At 69.9% G+C, this 16,847-nt stretch carries 19 protein-coding genes; 5 read left to right on the top strand and 14 right to left on the bottom strand.

The features are described 5' to 3' along the window. Positions 1–3 precede the first annotated feature (3 nt). Together ASG88_RS24195 and ASG88_RS22555 are read right to left on the bottom strand one after the other, a co-directional pair. Positions 4–594, bottom strand: coding sequence for an acyltransferase (locus ASG88_RS24195; protein WP_414858632.1), 591 nt, complete (start codon positions 592–594; stop codon positions 4–6). A 104-nt stretch (positions 595–698) separates the two neighbouring features. Further along, positions 699–1,670 (bottom strand): glycosyltransferase family 4 protein, encoded by a 972-nt coding sequence (locus tag ASG88_RS22555; protein ID WP_162259829.1) that lies wholly within the window; start codon positions 1,668–1,670, stop codon positions 699–701. 280 nt (positions 1,671–1,950) lie between these two features. On the opposite strand from ASG88_RS22555, the gene ASG88_RS08410 reads away from it, so the two are divergent. The 3 genes from ASG88_RS08410 to ASG88_RS08400 all read left to right on the top strand — a co-directional run bounded on the left by ASG88_RS08410 (position 1,951) and on the right by ASG88_RS08400 (position 5,621). Continuing rightward, positions 1,951–3,060: a DUF1972 domain-containing protein gene (locus tag ASG88_RS08410; RefSeq protein WP_056886970.1), complete on the top strand. Its 1,110-nt coding sequence runs from the start codon at positions 1,951–1,953 to the stop codon at positions 3,058–3,060. A gap of 354 nt (positions 3,061–3,414) precedes the next feature. Next, on the top strand, positions 3,415–4,194 hold the full coding sequence (locus ASG88_RS08405; protein WP_157559639.1) for a hypothetical protein: 780 nt from the start codon (positions 3,415–3,417) through the stop codon (positions 4,192–4,194). A 71-nt stretch (positions 4,195–4,265) separates the two neighbouring features. Then, positions 4,266–5,621 carry a nucleotidyltransferase family protein gene (locus ASG88_RS08400; RefSeq protein WP_162259828.1) on the top strand — a complete coding sequence of 452 codons (1,356 nt, stop codon included), beginning with the start codon at positions 4,266–4,268 and terminating at the stop codon, positions 5,619–5,621. 84 nt (positions 5,622–5,705) lie between these two features. On the opposite strand, the gene ASG88_RS08395 is transcribed toward ASG88_RS08400, so the two are convergent. Continuing rightward, complete coding sequence (locus tag ASG88_RS08395; protein WP_056886967.1) at positions 5,706–6,050, bottom strand: hypothetical protein; 345 nt, start codon at positions 6,048–6,050, stop codon at positions 5,706–5,708. 245 nt (positions 6,051–6,295) lie between these two features. Between ASG88_RS08395 and ASG88_RS08390 the strand changes: the two genes are divergently transcribed. After that, positions 6,296–7,702 (top strand): polysaccharide biosynthesis tyrosine autokinase, encoded by a 1,407-nt coding sequence (locus tag ASG88_RS08390; RefSeq protein WP_056886966.1) that lies wholly within the window; start codon positions 6,296–6,298, stop codon positions 7,700–7,702. On the opposite strand, the gene ASG88_RS08385 is transcribed toward ASG88_RS08390, so the two are convergent. From ASG88_RS08385 to ASG88_RS08335, 11 genes are all read right to left on the bottom strand, one after another. Further along, on the bottom strand, positions 7,703–8,140 hold the full coding sequence (locus ASG88_RS08385) for a VanZ family protein (RefSeq protein WP_056886965.1): 438 nt from the start codon (positions 8,138–8,140) through the stop codon (positions 7,703–7,705). It abuts the gene before it with no gap. After that, positions 8,137–9,621: a sensor histidine kinase gene (locus ASG88_RS08380; RefSeq protein WP_157559638.1), complete on the bottom strand. Its 1,485-nt coding sequence runs from the start codon at positions 9,619–9,621 to the stop codon at positions 8,137–8,139. Before ASG88_RS08380 ends, ASG88_RS08385 begins: the two co-directional genes overlap by 4 nt. A gap of 71 nt (positions 9,622–9,692) precedes the next feature. After that, on the bottom strand, positions 9,693–10,925 hold the full coding sequence (locus tag ASG88_RS08375) for an iron-containing redox enzyme family protein (protein ID WP_056886963.1): 1,233 nt from the start codon (positions 10,923–10,925) through the stop codon (positions 9,693–9,695). After that, the gene (locus tag ASG88_RS08370; RefSeq protein ID WP_056886962.1) at positions 10,922–12,103 is read right to left on the bottom strand and encodes a zinc-dependent alcohol dehydrogenase; all 1,182 of its coding nucleotides are present in this window, start codon (positions 12,101–12,103) and stop codon (positions 10,922–10,924) included. Before ASG88_RS08370 ends, ASG88_RS08375 begins: the two co-directional genes overlap by 4 nt. 87 nt (positions 12,104–12,190) lie before the next feature. Beyond that, the gene (locus tag ASG88_RS08365; protein ID WP_056886961.1) at positions 12,191–12,424 is read right to left on the bottom strand and encodes a hypothetical protein; all 234 of its coding nucleotides are present in this window, start codon (positions 12,422–12,424) and stop codon (positions 12,191–12,193) included. 234 nt (positions 12,425–12,658) lie between these two features. After that, positions 12,659–13,324, bottom strand: a complete 666-nt coding sequence (locus tag ASG88_RS08360; RefSeq protein ID WP_157559637.1) for a hypothetical protein — start codon at positions 13,322–13,324, stop codon at positions 12,659–12,661. A 75-nt stretch (positions 13,325–13,399) separates the two neighbouring features. Continuing rightward, complete coding sequence (locus tag ASG88_RS08355) at positions 13,400–13,696, bottom strand: DUF1416 domain-containing protein (protein ID WP_056886959.1); 297 nt, start codon at positions 13,694–13,696, stop codon at positions 13,400–13,402. Further along, positions 13,696–14,550: a sulfurtransferase gene (locus tag ASG88_RS08350; protein ID WP_056886958.1), complete on the bottom strand. Its 855-nt coding sequence runs from the start codon at positions 14,548–14,550 to the stop codon at positions 13,696–13,698. Before ASG88_RS08350 ends, ASG88_RS08355 begins: the two co-directional genes overlap by 1 nt. Positions 14,551–14,615: 65 nt before the next feature. Further along, positions 14,616–15,146 carry a DUF4395 domain-containing protein gene (locus ASG88_RS08345; protein WP_082600121.1) on the bottom strand — a complete coding sequence of 177 codons (531 nt, stop codon included), beginning with the start codon at positions 15,144–15,146 and terminating at the stop codon, positions 14,616–14,618. 263 nt (positions 15,147–15,409) lie between these two features. Then, positions 15,410–15,883 carry a thioredoxin family protein gene (locus ASG88_RS08340; RefSeq protein WP_056886957.1) on the bottom strand — a complete coding sequence of 158 codons (474 nt, stop codon included), beginning with the start codon at positions 15,881–15,883 and terminating at the stop codon, positions 15,410–15,412. 55 nt (positions 15,884–15,938) lie between these two features. Further along, positions 15,939–16,229, bottom strand: a complete 291-nt coding sequence (locus tag ASG88_RS08335) for a MerR family transcriptional regulator (RefSeq protein WP_056886956.1) — start codon at positions 16,227–16,229, stop codon at positions 15,939–15,941. A gap of 109 nt (positions 16,230–16,338) precedes the next feature. Here ASG88_RS08335 and ASG88_RS08330 point away from each other — a divergent pair, with 109 nt between their 5' ends. Beyond that, positions 16,339–16,767 carry an Hsp20/alpha crystallin family protein gene (locus tag ASG88_RS08330; protein ID WP_056886955.1) on the top strand — a complete coding sequence of 143 codons (429 nt, stop codon included), beginning with the start codon at positions 16,339–16,341 and terminating at the stop codon, positions 16,765–16,767. The last annotated feature ends 80 nt before the right edge of the window (positions 16,768–16,847 follow it).

Below are 16,847 nucleotides of genomic sequence, written 5' to 3'. Positions count from 1 at the left end.
TATTCAACTGGACGCTCCTCGGTACTTGATCACCCGAGCGGGATTTCCCACCACCACGGCGCGCGACGGCACGTCAGAAGTAACCACAGAGCCTCCGCCAATGACTGCTCCATCGCCGACGGTTACCCCGGCGGCGATCAAGACGTTGGCCCCGACCCAACAGTCGTTTCCAATGACAACCGGAGACCGTCGATGTCCCTGCGATCTTATCGCCACGACAGGGTCGTCAAATCGGTGGTTCTCGCTCACCACTACTACGTTGGGTCCAAACAAGCAGTCTTGACCGATCGTCACCCCCCCCTGGCCCCAGATCGTGTTGTTTGCACCGATGGCGGAGCGTGCACCGACTCGTATACCTTCGCCAGGCTCGCCGAATACTCCGCTCACGGAGATCAGGGAGTGTCGGCCGATGGTCACGCCGTCCTCGATCAGGATGCCAGTCCCGCCAAATCCGTCCAACACAGCGGACTGATCAAGCGTGACGGCCTTGCCCACCTGCACAGACTTGGGAAATCGCACTGTTACGCGTCTTCCCCGGAAATGGGGGAAGCCGCTGCTCCCATACCGCAAAGACCCGGCTTGGCCACGAACCATCATGAAGGTTCTCGACCTAGCGAAGGCTGAGATATCCCGCAAGGTCGCCTCTTCCGGCAATCGTCGTCCCCGGAGCTCAAGATATATCCGGTCAGCGAGACGCCTCATGCCTTCCCACCGGACTGCGAGAGTTCGCCACGAATGATGTGGACAACCTCGGCCCATGTTGGCGCCAAGGCCATTGCCTCCGGTCGCAGCGCATCGAGTGCTGGCGCTATAGATCGAGAGATGGCGCCTGTGTCTGTCGGATCGACGTACATTGCGTGCCCGCCGAGTGTTTCACGAAACACCGGAATATCGCTTGCCAAGACTGACACACCCAGACTCAGAGCTTCAAGTGGAGGAAGTCCATAGCCCTCGTCGAGAGTTAGACACACAAACAAGCGGGCCCCTACGTACAGGTCCTTGAGTTCGGCGTCGCTCACATAGCCTGTGAAGACCACCTCCCCGCGACTCATTGCCTCCTGAACTATGCCTGGGTAGTCACCCTCGACCCCATCTCGCTTTCCTACCACCAAGACCTTCATGTCCGGGCCGATCATGCCGCTCAGAAGCAGGCCTTCTAGGGTGCGACGAAGGTTCTTTCGCACATTCAGCCTGCCCACGACTAGGACGTAGTCGCGCTCGGTCTCACTCGCGTTCTGGGCGTCTACGAAGAGGCCCGGAAGTCCTAGACCCGTTACGACAGCGCTCTTGGTGGCATAGGTCCTAATCCGTGCGGCCTCGACCATCGTCTCAGTGAATACGACACTTGCATAGCGAAGCAAAGGAATCAGGGTCGACAGATACACCTTTTCTCGTCCCGAGAACCATTCCGGGTGCGATTTGAAGATGAGGTCGTAGACATATGTCCCCGAGTTCCTGAACGGAGCCGTGAAGTTGTGACTCAGGACGGCATCGACCCTGCTTCGGCGAGCAATCGCCGGTAGTTCTAGCGCATTAATGACCGGGTGTAGCCGTAGTCTTGTCGTCACAAAAGATGCCCCCTCGATGGCGAGTGCCGAGTGCCTCCCATGCCGCGGGATGGCGACGATTGCTTCATCCTCGGGAAATTCGGTTGTCCAGGCCTTGACCATCTCGCGCGCTACCATTGACCCAGATGGGGGGCCATCGGCGAGCCAATAGCCATCAAAAAGGATTCGCAATTCGTTACCTCACGGATGGATGCGGAACCAGAATTGTCTCACATCCGGTCCAAGGCCGAGGCGCCGGCGGGGTGTGTGGGGATGAAGCAAACACGGTCCCGGAATGGTTCCTGGCGCCTCGTCCTACGTGGACGTGGCGTCCCGACGATCTCGCTCGGAGCAGCATCGCGTAGGATTGAGCGTTGGAAAGCAGAAGACTTTGGAGGTCTGGATGTCGCAACGCCTTCGCTTTGCGATGGTCGGTACGCGCGGCGTCCCCGCCCTCTACGGGGGCTTCGAGACGGCCATCGAGGAGATTGGGTCGCGACTCGTCGAGCGCGGGCACGCGGTGGACGTCTACTGCCGCAATCCCGGGCAGGACCTGCGGAGCCACAAGGGGATGCGGCTCATCAACCTCCCGGCCGTGCGCAAACGGTCGCTGGAGACACTGAGCCACAGCGGCCTCTCGGTGATGCATGCCGTGGCCAGTCGTCCGGACGCCGTGATCGTGTTCAACGCGGCCAACGCCCCGTACCTGCCGCTGCTGAAGGCGGCCCGCATCCCCACCGCCGTCCACGTGGACGGCCTCGAGTGGAAGCGCGAGAAGTGGAAGGGCGCCGGCGCCCGCTACTACAAGCGCGCCGAGGAGAAGGCGGCCGCGTCGGGCCTGCCGCTGATCGCGGACGCGCAGGGGATCGCCGACTACCTCCTGGAGACGTACGGGCTCGAGAGCCACTTCCTCGCCTACGGCGCCCCGATCCTGGAGCCGGGGTACGACAGGCTCTCCGAGCTCGGGCTCGAAGCACGCGCCTACCACCTCGTCGTCGCCCGCATGGAGCCGGAGAACCACGTCGCCCAGATCGTCGAGGGCTACGTATCCTCCCACCACGACCACCCGCTGGTCGTCGTGGGCTCGGCGCCCTACGGGGACGACTACATGGCGCGCATCCGCGCACTCGCCGACCGGGGCGACGTACGGCTCCTGGGCGCGGTGTGGGACCAGGACGTGCTCAACCAGCTGTACGCCAACAGCCTGAGCTACGTGCACGGGCACTCGGTGGGAGGCACCAATCCCTCGCTCCTCCGTGCCCTCGGCTGCGGGGCTCCCGTGACGGCGTACGACGTGAACTTCAACCGCGAGGTCACCGCCGGGCACGCGTCGTTCTTTAGCGACCCCCAGTCCGTGGGTGAGGCGATGACCGCAGACGAGAAGGACCCGGAGTCGGCCGTCGAGCGGGGAAGCTTGGGCAAGACGCACGCTTCGCGTGCCTACCGGTGGGACGACGTCACCGATGGCTACGAGCGGCTGCTGCTGGAACTGGCGAATTCCAAGCGCCGATGATTGCGCGGGGATACCTCATCGTGAGGATTTCTCACCGTTGACTCCCGCTGAGGAAGACGCGATGGTGCCCAATGTGATCATGCACATTCCGCGACCTCGCCTCCATGGCGAGCAACAGCCCGTTGTCTGCCCCGAGTGCGGGCACAACGAGGAGTCCGGTCACCCCGTCCGGCACGTGGGTCGCGTGCTGGTGCGCCACCGGTGCTCGGCCGTCATCGACATGACGAGCATCGCCGGCGACGAGCACTGCGGGTGCCCCGCCGCGTGCCACCACTGACGGGTTGTCCCTGACTGGTCGCCGCTCAGCGCTGGGATTCCCGGGATAGCCGTGAGTCATACCCGTAGCCTGCTGCCATGACGGCTGTGGTTGCGGGCGAACGTCTCTGCGTGCGTGGCCTCGGCGTCGACGTCGTCATCGAGTCCGATGACGCGACCATCGCCGCGAGGGTGCGAGATGCGTGGCGCGATGCCGTCTGCGCGCCGTCCGGGGCAGTTCACAGGACAGTCACGGTCAGCTTCGACCAGGGCGCCGACGTCCACTCCGCCGAGATGAACGAGATTCTGCATCACCTTTCGCCAGCCGTGACACGCGAGGCGATCGACGCCCGTGCGGGCGAGCTCGTCATGCTCCACGCCGCGGCCCTCGCGGACCCCATCACCGGCGCCACCGCCGTCCTGGTCGCACCGTCGGGAACCGGCAAGACCACCGCCGCGATCACGCTGGGTCGGAACTTCGCCTACCTCACGGACGAGACCGCGGGAATCACCGAGGACGGAGTCGTTCTCGCCTACCGCAAGCCGCTCTCGGTCATCGAGTCCGGCCAGTACAAGACCCAGCTGGCGCCCTCACGGCTCGGCCTGAACACCTCGGCACACTCCGGACGACTGGCCGCGCTCTACCTCCTCGAACGCGATCCGGCACACAACGGCCCACCCCGAATGGTCCCCTTGGACATGATCGACGCCCTGGCCGAGTTGGCCCCCCAGGTGTCGTTCCTCGGCAGGCTCGAGCACCCCCTGCAGCGACTGGCTGACGTCCTCCGCCGCGCCGGAGGCGCACAGCGCGTCACCTATCGCGAAGCAGCCGATCTGGAGGCAGTGCTGGCCAGAGCCCTTGACGGTACCCCGCGATGAGGGTCCGTCGCGGCAACGTTCGGGACGCCGTGACCGACGGTGGACGGTCAGCGGTCTACGTCGACGGCCAGGTGATCGTCCTGTCCGAAATGGCGACCTTCATCCTGGACACGGTCCCGGATGGAGTCGCCGTGCATATCGACGGCATCGAGTCCAGTGTCGTGGCCGAGTTCGGCCCACCCCCACCTCCTGGCGACGCCAAGATGCTGACCCGTGGGCAGGTGATCGACCTCCTCGCCCACGGCGTGCTGATCGACGACGCCCCGACCGTGGCGACGGCGCCTACAGTGCGCAGCACTGAGTCACTCTATGCAGCCCTGGCCCACCTCAGGTCGACGCATCAGTCGCGGTGGCACCTGCCCAATGACGTCAGCCCAGCCGAGTTCCTCGCGAGCGCCCGCCAGCACCATGTGCTGCCGTTCCTCGCCCACCACTCACACCGCCTCGACCTGCCGACTGACCTGGACGCAGCGATGACGGCGGCAAGCACCCGGGTCAACGCCTCGGTCAGGGTCCTCGTGGGTGAACTCGCCCATGCGCTCGAGGCACTGACCCGCGCAGACGTCCGGGCCTTGGTGTTCAAGGGGCTCGCCCTCGCCACCCAGGCCTATGGGCACGCTTCAGTCCGAGGCGCCGGCGACCTGGACCTGCTGGTGTCGCCCCAGGACCTCGTCGCAGCCCACGAGGCCCTCGTCCGTGCGGGCTGGCGCCACGACCCGACGTACCCGCGACCAGCGCCGTCGTGGGCCTGGAGACACATGGTGAGGACAGGCTACGAGCTGACGCTCGAGTCCGACGTCAGCATCCTTGACCTGCACTGGCACCTGTCCCCCATGAAGAGCACGTCACCGAGCTTCGACGACCTCTGGCGGCGACGCGAGGTGCTCGACATCGGCGGACGTCAGGTGCCCACGCTCTCGCGCTACGACGCCTTGGCGCACTCGGCTGCCCACTCCGCCAAGGACCAATGGCGTTGGTTGCGCAGCCTGCTCGACGTCCATCTTCTAGCGTCGGACGCCCGGACATGGCAACCCAACCGTCGGCTGAGGCACGACGAACTGGTCACGCTCGGCCTCGCCGTCCTGGCCCTCGGCCGCCCCGAGACCGCGCCGACCGTCGTGGATCAAGCCGCACTCGCCGCCCTGCCCCACCGGGAGCGCGTCATCGCCCTGCACGTCGGCACGGAGCAGAGTCACGTCCCGCCGGAGACCCCCGGAACGACACTGGCTCGTAGTCTGCGGGCGATCTGGCGCAGCAGGTCATCCGTCACCGAGGTGCCGCGAGTCGTCTCGAGCTCGTTGTTGCCGACATGGCTGACGGTGGACGAGCAAGCGGCGTCGGCCGCTGCCGCGGTCCCCCGCCTGCTGTCGCGGCGGGCGCGGCTGATGACTCGTAGAGTGATGCGTAGGGACGCATCCACCCGGTGACCCTAGCGGCCGGGTAGATGCGTCGACAGGGGTTCGGACGCAGACGGTCGGGGCGACCCGTGGGTCGCCCAGCCGCGAGGACGGTCAGCCGATGAAGGTGACCGATGATGTGACGGTGCCCTGGGCCGTCGTCACGATGACGCTCTGGGTCGAGCCGATCTGGCCGACGCCGGTCAACTTGGCGTGCCACGCGATGCCGTCGAAGACAGCAGGGGTGTCGCCGATCTGGACCGCGGTGACCGACATGTTGCAGCCGACGGTGGCGTAGAAGTTGGCACCGTTACGGGTGCCGGCGGTGGTGCAGGACGGCTCGTTGGACATGGCGGCGAACGCCGGAGCGGCCACGGCGATGGAGACGGCCGGAGCGGTCCACGCTGCGGTGCGCAGGACGGTGCGGCGGGTGGGCTGGAGGCGGGGCTTCGTGCTCATCAGAGGTTCCCTCGTGGGTCGTGTGGCGACGTGGCAGGTGGTCCCGAGGGCTGGAGTCAATCGCCCAAATGAGGGAGGAAAGCGGCGTGTGCACGGGCCGTACACACGCCGTTCCGACCTGTGCACGCGGCGTGGAAAACCGGTCTGGTCCAGTAACGGAGTGGCCGAAGCGCCACGTGGGGAGAGGCCTCGCGCCTAGACTCGCGGCGGGCAATCGCCCCGCCTCCGACCACAGGGACGACTCGATGGAACTGGCCGACTACCTGCGCATCCTGCGCAACCACTGGCTCGCGGTGACGGCGATGGTGATCGTGGCCGCTGCCGTCGCCTTCGGCTGGAGCAGCCTGCAGCCCAAGGTCTATGCCGCCAGCTCGTCCGGCTTCGTGACCTCCGGCTCCGGCGGAGACCCCGGCCTCGACAACCTCAACGACGTGCTCTCCAAGTCGCGGGCGGCGTCGTACGTCGTGCTCGCCAAGGACCGTGAGACCGCCAGCATCGTCATCGACGACCTCGGGCTCGACACCGCGCCGGAGAGCCTGGTCGGCAGCATCGACGCCGCCCAGACCCCCGAGACCGTGGTCATCCAGATCACCGCGCGCGCCGGCACACCGGAGGACGCCCAGGAGCTGGCCGACGCCTGGGTGGGCGCTCTGGCAGAGCGGGTCTCCGACATCGAGGCGGCCAAGGACGGCGAGGGGATGCGGATCGAGGTCTCCGAGTCGGCCCAGCTGCCGACCAGTCCGGTATCTCCCAACGTCGAGCGCAACGTGCTGCTCGGCGCGGTCCTGGGCGCCCTGCTCGGCGCCGGCTATGCCGTGGCCCGCACCCTCCTCGACCGCCGACTGCGCTCGACCGAGGACGTCGAGCGCGCCTCCCAGCTCTCCGTCGTTGGCTCCGTGCCCGACCTCGGCAAGCAGGACGGCCTCTTCGTCACCGCGAGCGGCCTCGGCACGTCCGCGCAGGCCGCCGAGGCGATCCGCCGGCTGCGGACCAACTTGTCCTACATGGACGTCGACAACCCGCCGCGTGCCATCGTCGTCACCAGCCCCAAGCAGGGCGACGGCAAGTCCACCGTCGCGGCCAACCTCGCCGCGGCCATCGCGCTGTCGGGCCAGCCCGTCACCCTCGTCGACTGCGACCTCCGCCGGCCCAACGTCTCGCGCACCCTCGGGCTCGACGACACCGTCGGGCTCACCGACGTGCTCGCCGGCCGGGTGCAGCTCGTGGACGCCGTGCAGGAGCACCCCGAGATCAGCGGCCTGAGCGTGCTGACCTCCGGCAGCCGGCCGCCCAACCCCAGCGAGATCCTCGGCTCGCAGGCCATGCGGGGCGTCGTCGCCGATCTCTCCCGCGTCGGCATGGTCGTGATGGACGCCCCCCCGCTGCTGCCCGTCACCGACGCCGCGGTCGTCGCGCACAACGCCGACGGCGCGCTCATCACGGTGAGCGCGGGCCGCACCCTCGACACCGAGCTCACCTCGGCCATCGACCACCTGCACGCGGTGCACGCCCGGCCCCTCGGCGTCATCCTCAACCGGGTGTCGCGCCGCAACGTGGGGTCGGGCAACTACGCCCACTACGGCTACGCGCCCGACGACTACGTCGACACGACCGCGTCCGAGCAGAAGAGCAAGGGCTCCGCCCGGTCCTGATCAGGCCGGGGCGCTCTCCGCCGGCCGCGCCTGCCGGCGGCGTACGACGTCGACGGCGATCGCCCCGATCAGGCACCCGGCCGTGTTGGCGGCGATGTCGGAGAACGAGCCGTGCCGCTCGGGCAGCAGCACCGCCTGGGCGGCCTCGACCGACCCGAAGACCACGAACGCCCAGGCCGTCCAGTCACGCCAGGTGGGCTGCGGCCACAGCAGTGAGGCGAGGACCGTCAGCGGGACCGCCATCGCGATGTTGAGCCCGAACTCGACCACCTCGCCGGTCGGGTAGCGCGGCACGCCCGCCCGGACCAGGAGCTCGACCACCTCGGCCATCACCCGGTTGGGACCCGGCACGCTCGGCGCGAGGACGAGGGCGAGGAGCGCGACGACATACAGACCGAGTGCGAGACCCCACCACCTGCGCCGGGGGTCGGTCGTCACTCGTCTCCCGGGACGACCAGCGGGATCCACGCTGTGAAGGTGCTCCCCCGGCCGACCTCGCTGTCGACCCGGACCTCTCCGCCGCACGCCTCCACGATCGAGCGCACGATGTTGAGCCCCAGGCCGGTGCCGGCCGTGAGCTTCACCCGCTCCGTGTCCGCCCGGTAGAAGCGAGCGAACAGGCGGGCCACGTCCTCGGGGGCGATGCCGATGCCGGTGTCGGAGACCTGCAGCTCCATCCGGTCGTCGACCGCGCGGAGCCGCACGTGCACCTCGCCACCGGCGTCGGTGTACTTCAGGCCGTTGGACACCAGGTTGTCGACCACCTGGCGCAGCCGCTGCGGGTCGCACATGGCGAGCAGCGAGTCCGGCAGGTCGGCGGACAGGGCCACGCCGGTGCCGGCTGCCATCGGACGCGCCGCCTCGAACGCGTCGTGCACCACCGCGGCCACGTCGGCCGGGATGCGCCGGACCTGGAGGGTCGCATCGGCCTCCTGCGCGACGTACAACAGGTCGGAGACGAGCATCTCGAGCCGTGCGGCGTTGCGGTCGACCACGGCCAGCTGGTGGCGCACGTCGTGGGGCAGGTCGCGGCGCTGCTCGAGGATCTCGAGGTGCCCCAGCACGGAGGTCAGCGGGGTGCGCAGCTCGTGGGAGACCGACGCGACGAACTCGTCCTTGACCGCCAGCGCCCGCATGAAGTCGGTGACGTCCTTGTAGGCCAGCGCCGCCCCCGCGAGGCTGCCGTCGGCGTGCCGGGTGGAGCGCGCGGAGACCGACAGCGCCCGCCGGGTGGCCGGGTCGCTGCCCACCCACAGGCGTACGTCGTCGAACTCGTCGCCCGCGGTCGCCCGGTGCGACGGCAGGTCCTGGCGCGCCATCGGCGTCACACCGTCGGCCTCGAAGACCTCACCGGTCTGCCCGGCCATCCCGTGATGACCCTCGGGGTAGGCCAGCCTCATGAAGTCGCTGTGCCGCCTGTTGACCTGCTCGTAGCGACCCGACCGGTCGATCAGCACCAGTCCCACGTCGACGGCGTCGTAGATCGCCGCCACGGTCCGCGCGTGCTTCTCGATGGTGGCGTTGGCCTCGGCGATCCGCTCGGCCGCGATCCGCTGCTCGGTGACGTCGAGGATCTGGGAGATGAAGTGCAGCGGCGACCCGTCATCGTCGCGCAGCAGCGCCACCGATAGGTCGCCCCACAGCACCTCGCCGTCCTTGCGGACGTAGCGCTTGTTGAGCCGGTACGACGCCCGCTCGCCCGCGAGGGTCGCGGCGACGAGGTCGATGTCGGTCGCCAGGTCCTCGGGGTGGGTGATGTCCTGCCAGCTCGCACCGACGAGCTCGTCGTGCTCGTAGCCGAGCATCGCGCAGGCGGCCTCGTTGACCGCCAGCATCTCCCCCGCCGGCGAGGTGACCATCATGCCCACCGGCGAGTGGCGCATCGCGAGGCGCAGCAGGGCTTCACCCAGGTCCTGCATCGACACACCCCCTCCGCCGGGCGGCACTCTAGTGCGCCCGGCGTCGGAGAGGGAATGGTCCGGAATGACCGTCAGGTCCGGACCTTGTGGGTGCCGTCGCACCAGGGCTGCCGGGCCGAGCCGCCGCACCGGCAGACCGCCGTCACCGGGCGGGTCAGCGCGTGCACCTCGCCGTCCCGGTCGACCCACTCCTCGGCGCCGCGCACCAGCAGCGGCCCGTCCTCGCAGACCTGGAGCCGGGGGGCTCCCCCGCGTGCCCGGCCGGGCGGCGTGGGCAGCAGCACGCTCTCCTCGTCGTGCCAGGCGTCCAGGACCAGGTCGGCCATCTGGTCGTCGAGCCACGCGCCGCCGATCGCCCCGAGCAGCACCTGCCCGGCCCGGCCGGCGTCGCCGCCGACGTAGGGCGCGCACATGGAGCGCACCGCGATCTGGTCGTGGATCGCGTCGGCCGTGACGTGCTCGTCGAAGTAGTCCGTGACGTCCTCGCCCAGGCCCAGCCGCCGGGCCGCGGCGGCGTACATGCCGTGCGGGAGCGAGCTGGTCGCCTCGTACATCGCGAGGTGCCCCAGCGTCGCGCCGAGCAATCGGCGCTGCATCCCGCACACGGCCATGAAGTTGTTGACGGCCAGCACCGCGGCCGGCACCCGGTCGACGTGCGCGCCGTACGTCGCGTCGACGCCGCTGGCCGCCATGGCCCGGGCGAAGAGCTCGGCGTGGTTTCGGGTCGGGTCGCCGGAGCCGTACTCGTCGTACTGGATCTCGGTGAGCGCCACCTTGACGGCGCCGTGCGCGCGCGGGATGGCCCACGAGTGCGCGTCGCCCTCCTTGAGCTGGTAGACGGACTTGAGCACCAGCAGCTCGCGCCACTGCTCCAGGCTCGCCTTGCGGCGCACGTGCCGTGCCAGCGACGAGCGGCTGCCGTCGCCGACGACGGCGAAGAACGTCGTGGCTGGGTCGGCGACCATGCCGGGGACGTGCTCGGTGATGGCGTCCGCCACCTCGGCGTGCACGACCTCCTCGAGCCGGCGGCCCAGGACGGTGCGCAGCCGGGTCAGGTCGGGCTGCCACTCCCACTCGTCGTCGACGCCCTCGAAGCCGCGGTGGTGCAGCTCGAGCAGCATCCACAGCGCGAGCTGCGCGTCGCCGTCGTGGACGTAGCCGGCGGCCTCGTCGAGCGCGGCCAGCGCGCCCTCCACGTCGGGCGCCAGGTGGGTGCGGCCGGGCGGACGGCCCAGTGTCGTCGCGACCGCCCCCGAGAGCGGACCGCGTGGTTGCGGCAGCGGGGCGCGTACGTCGGGGCTCACGGCTTGAGGACCACCTTGAGGCAGTCGTCGGCCTTGTCGCGGAACATCTGGTACGCCGCCGGCGCCTCGGCGAGCGGCAGCCGGTGCGTCGCGAGCGTCTCGAGCCCCAGCGGGTCGCCGTCCTCCATCACCACCGGGACGATCTCGTCGACCCAGCGCTTCACGTGGCACTGGCCCATCCGCAGGCTGATGCCCTTGTCGAACATCTCCATCATCGGGAACGGGTCGCTCATGCCGCCGTAGACGCCCGAGATCGAGACGGTGCCGCCGCGGCGTACGGACGAGATGGCCGCACGCAGGGCGCCGAGCCGGTCGATGCCGACCGTCTTCATCAACGGCTTGGCGACCGCGTCGGGCAGGTAGCCGACCGACTTGATCGCGCCCTCGGCGATCGGGGTGCCGTGCGCCTCCATCCCGACCGCGTCGAGGGTGCCGTCGGCGCCGCGGCCGTCGGTGAGATCACGGACCGCGGCGGCGATCTGGGCGGGCTTGATCGCGTCAATGATCTCGACGCCGCGCTGGCGGGCGACCCCGGCGCGGTAGGCGTCGGGCTCGACGGCCAGGACCCGGATGCCCCAGTGCTGGGCGATGCGGGTGGCGAGCTGGCCGACCGGGCCCAGGCCCATGACGAGCAGCGTGTCGCCCTCGGACACCGCGGCGTAGGCCACGCCCTGCCACGCGGTGGGCAGGATGTCGGAGAGGTAGAGGAAGCGCTCGTCGGCGACGCCCTCGGGGACCTTGATCGGACCGAAGTGGGCCTGCGGCACGCGGAGGTACTCCGCCTGGCCGCCGGGCACCGAGCCGTAGAGCTCGGTGTAGCCGAAGAGCGCGGCGCCCTTGTCCTGCTCGCGGACCTGGGTGGTCTCGCAGGCGGCCATCAGGCCGCGCTCGCACATCCAGCAGCGGCCGCAGGAGATGTTGAACGGGACGACCACGCGGTCGCCCGGGGCGATGTGGGTGACCTCGGGGCCGACCTCCTCGACGATGCCCATCGTCTCGTGGCCGAGCACGTCGCCGGCGGAGAGGAACGGGCCGAGCGGGTCGTAGAGGTGGAGGTCGGATCCGCAGATGGCCGTCGACGTCACCTTGATGATCGCGTCGGTGGGCTCCTCGATCCGCGGGTCCGGGACGTCGATGACGCGGACGTCGCGCTTGCCTTGCCAGGTGAGTGCCTTCATCGATCCACCGTCACAGGGTCGTGGGCGGGCTGTCAGACCCGGAGGGGTGGCGGGTTGTTCGTCACACCGCCCTCCGGGGTGACGTGGTCAGCCGCGGTCGGCGGCGAGCGCTGCGACGTCCACCTCGTGGCCGTCGGAGATGTGCTGGGTCACGGCCTCGCGCTGGGCGTCGGTGAGGTCGATGCCGACCTCGGCGAGGGCGGAGTCGAGCTCCTCGCGGATCGTCCCGTCGGTGGCGCTCTCCTGCCACGACGTCACCCGGCCGACCACGTTGCGCAGGGCCTCGGTCTTGGCCTCGGTGGTGGCGTCCTGCTCGATCATCTGCGGCTCCTTCGTCGGGGGTGCCCGCCGGGAGCGGCGGGTCTCCCCATCGTGCGGGGCAGGCTGGTGCCGGACAAGGAATGCCCACCCCTACGGGGCGGTTGGCCGCCAACCTCCGTCAGGTCGGTCCGAGCGACCGGACGAGCCGGTCGAGCAGCCGCTCCAGCTGGGACGCGTCCACGTCGCTCCGCGTGCTGAGGAGGGCGCGGTCGCGGTCCTCCATCAACGCGTCCGTCACGCCGTCGACTCCCCCGAGCCTCTCCTCGAGCGAGGCGTACGCCGCCCACCGAGCCGTGAGTCGATGTCCTCGGGGAAGGACACCTGCCAGCGGTCGGGGCCGAGGGCCGTGACCTCGACGAGGGCGTCCTCCGCCACGCCCTCTCCGACGTGCGGCGCCGGCGCGGCCACCCCGTCCGGCAGCTGGGCCAGGTTGTGCTCCACGACGCTCCGCAGGCGACCGGGGTCACCCCCCGACTGGGCGAGGCGCAGCGCGCCCATCACCTGTCGCCAGGGCGGCGCGATGCCGGGCAGGTCCACCACCGGCTTGAGGTGGTAGGCGCTCGTGGGGTCCTCGTCGAGGACCCACGGGAGCGGCCGGCCCGCTCGGTCGGCGTGGATCTCCGCCACCCAGGCCATCAGCCCCTCCGTCAGAGCGCTGCCGTACGCCGACCAGCCGGCCGCCGCGAGCGACGCGTCGTACCACTCGGGGACGGGCTCCACCGGCCGGTCCTCCCCGATCCGCCCGACCACTCTGACGACCAGGCCGTCAAGCGCCTCCACCGAGGGCGCCCCGGCGTCGACCTCGTCGACGAACCACACCAGCCGGTCACGCAGCATCCCCGGCCACCCGGCGCAGAAGTCCCGCGCCTGCTCGGGCGACACCGGGCTCCCCGTCAGCATGGCGACATCATGGCAGCGGACGACGAAGGCCGCCCCGTGGATCACCACGGGGCGGCCTGTGTCGTTGCTGGGTGGTCAGATCGCGACCGCGACCTCCGCGACCGAGCCCGTCGCCGCCACCACGCGGGTGTCGACCGGGTCGGCCTTGGGGGCCAGCGTGCGCAAGGTCCACTCGCCATCGTTGGCGAAGAAGCGGAAGTGCCCGGTGGCGCTGGTCGGGACCTCGGCGGTGAACTCGCCGGTGCGGTCGAGCAGCCGGACGTAGGCGTTGGGGACGGGGTCCTCGCCGCGGAGCACCTGGCCCTGGATCACGGCCTCCTTGGCGACGTCGACACCGTCGAGCGACAGGCCGCCCTCAGTCGCGCCGCACATCAGGCGTCCGCCTTGCCGGGCTCGTCGCCGAGAGCGACGGGGACGCCGACGAGGGAGCCGTACTCGGTCCACGAGCCGTCGTAGTTCTTGACGTTCTTGCGGCCGAGGAGCTCGGTCAGGACGAACCAGGTCAGCGAGGAGCGCTCACCGATGCGGCACAGCGCGATGGTGTCCTTGTCGGTGTCGAAGCCGACCTCGTCGTACAGGGCCGTGAGGTCCGCATCGGACTTGAAGGTGCCGTCGTCGTTGGCGTTCTTGCTCCACGGCACGTTGACCGAGGTGGGCACGTGGCCGGCGCGCTGGGCCTGCTCCTGCGGGAGGTGGGCCGGGGCGAGCAGCCGACCGGCGTACTCGTCGGGGCTGCGCACGTCGACGAGGTTCTGGGCACCGATCGCGGCCACGACCTCGTCGCGGAAGGCGCGGATCGAGTGGTCCTGCTCCTGGGCCGTGTACGACGTCTTCTCGCGGGTCGGCTTCTCGTCGGTCAGCTCGCGGGAGTCGAGCTCCCACTTCTTGCGGCCGCCGTCGAGGAGCTTGACGTCCTGGTGGCCGTACAGCTTGAAGTACCAGTAGGCGTAGGCGGCGAACCAGTTGTTGTTGCCGCCGTAGAGGATCACGGTGTCGTCGTTGCTGACGCCCCGCTCGGACAGCAGGGCCTCGAACTGCGACTTGCTGACGAAGTCGCGGCGGACCTGGTCCTGGAGGTCGGTGGTCCAGTCGAGCTTGATGGCGCCACGGATGTGGCCCTTGTCGTAGGACGTGGTGTCCTCGTCGACCTCGATGAGGACGATGCCGTCGGTGTCGAGGTTGTCCTCGACCCACTGGGCGGTGACGAGCGAAGACTCGCGGCTCATGTGATTGCTCCTTGGTGTGTGAACTCGGGTGTGAACGGGTGTGTCGGTGTCTGTGGGTCAGGCGGTCAGGCGCGGGCTGACTCGGTGGTCGAGGTGCGACGAGCGCCAGCGAGGAGCCTCGAGACCAGGAGGTAGACCTCGCAGCCCAGGCAGAACGCGAAGACCGCGTTGAGCAGGGCGGCGGCCAGGGCGAACCCGACCGCGACCTGCCCCAGGACCGTCGCGCCGGCCAGGAGGGCGACCAGGCCGACCAGCGCGAAGGCGAGGCCGACCGCCTGGGCGAACCGCGGCGGGGCCGGGTCCTCCAGCTCGGTCGGCGGGGCCAGGCGGGGCCGCACCAGGGTGCGGAACAGCCACGCGTGGGGGGTGCGCTGCACCCCGGCCACCGCACCGATCGCGAAGAGCACGGTCTGTACGCCGAGCAGCGCGATGCCGGCCGGGTGCGGGGCGAGCAGCAGGACGGCAGCGAGCACCACGGCGGTCAGCGCCGCCGCGAGCTGGGGACCGCGCGGGTCGATGCCGGCCGGAGCGCCGGTCGTGGCTGCGCTCGGGGCGGTGCCGGCGCGCTCGGTGGCGCGCTCGTGGATCGTGGACATGTCTCTCCTGCGGGAAGGCCGGGATGGGCTTGTCTCGAGTCCGGATCCCTGCCAGCATAGTCCACTTAAACGGTAGACTTAGGGGAGGTTGATCGACGGACCCGTCAGCGCATTCGACACAGCGCCGAGCGCACGCGGCAGTGGTCCACTGCGCGTCGCTTGGTCAGGAAGGTCGAGGACATGATGTGAACCCTAGGGATCTGCGAGCCGGGTTCATTCCCGCGTCTCGGAATGTGGATGGTCGTTCCACATGTTGGACGCGTTCAGTCGGTGGTCGCGAGGGCCGCGAGCACCTGCTCCTTGCGCGGCGCCCCGGCGGCCCGGGTCACCTCGGTGCCGTCGGCCGCGAGGACGATCGTGGTGGGAGTACGCAGCACGCCGAGGCGGCGGACGGCCTCGAGGTGGTGCTCGGCGTCGACCTCCACGTGGGCCACTCCCGGCACGACCTCGGCCACGTCGGCCAGGATCCGCCGGGTCGCCCGGCAGGGGGCGCAGAAGGCACTGGAGAACTGGAGCAGCGTGGCCCGCTCCCCCAGGGTCTCGCCGACCTCGGCGACCAGCGCGGCGCCGGGCGGGGTCTCGACGGGGGTCTCGGGCCCGGCCGCTCCTCCGGATCCGTCGTCAGCGCCGCGGACCTGGTGGGTGCCGCGGAACCGGCCGTCCGTGGCAGCCCGCCACAGTCCGACGGCGAGCGCCAGTACGACGGCTGCGACGAGGATCCAGGCACCGGTGGTCATGGTGGGCCCAACGCCGCGGACCGCCGCCGTGTTCCGGGCCGTCCGCGGACCTACATCACGCCCGCGCGGCCGCCCGCAGGCGGCGTACGTCTCCGCGCAGGCGGGCGTTGTCCGCCTCCAGCTCCAGCACCAGGGCGATGCCGGCGAGGTTGAGCCCGAGGTCGAGCAGGTCCCGGATGCGGCCGAGGCGGTCGACGTCGTCGCGGCTGTAGAGCCGGGTGCCGCCGGCCGTCCGGTCGGGGGCGACAAGGCCCCTGCGCTCGTAGACGCGGAGGTTCTGCACGTTGGTCCCGGCCATCTCGGCGGCCACCGAGATCGCGTAGACCCCGACGCGTGGTCCGGTCATCGCGCTTCCTCCTCTGGGGGACTTGAACCGCGCCGTTCCGAGCGCTATATAAAACCTGTAACCAACGATACAGGTCGCCGAGCGGCGACCGCGTCCCCGGGAGGAGATCATGTTGATCCGCACCACTGACCCGTTCCGTGACTTCGACCGCCTCGCCCAGCAGCTGTTGGGCACGACCAACCGCCCGGCCGTGATGCCGATGGACGCCTGGCGCGAGGGCGACACGTTCACCATCGAGTTCGACCTGCCCGGTGTCGCCCCGGACTCGATCGACCTCGACGTCGAGCGCAACGTCCTCACCGTCCGCGCCGAGCGCGTCTCCCGCAACGGCGACTGGGAGATGCTCGCCTCCGAGCGGCCGCGCGGGATCTTCAGCCGGCAGCTCGTGCTCGGCGACAACCTCGACCTCGACCGCATCGAGGCGGCGTACGACGGCGGCGTCCTGCGCCTGCGCGTCCCCGTCGCCGAGAAGGCCAAGCCCCGCAAGATCGAGGTCACCAGCAGCAGCGACTCCGGTCGCACCGCGATCGAGGCCTGACCCGGACGAGGCCGTCGCGCCCCTCACGCAGCGTGGCGCGACGGCACCATCGGGGGGTCGTCCGGACGGCCCCGGACGCG

Origin of the sequence: Nocardioides sp. Soil777 (assembly GCF_001428425.1) — a bacterium.
GTDB lineage: Bacteria > Actinomycetota > Actinomycetes > Propionibacteriales > Nocardioidaceae > Nocardioides > Nocardioides terrigena.
The sequence above is the reverse complement of the archived record's forward strand: the minus strand, read 5'-3'. Positions and strand labels throughout refer to the sequence as shown.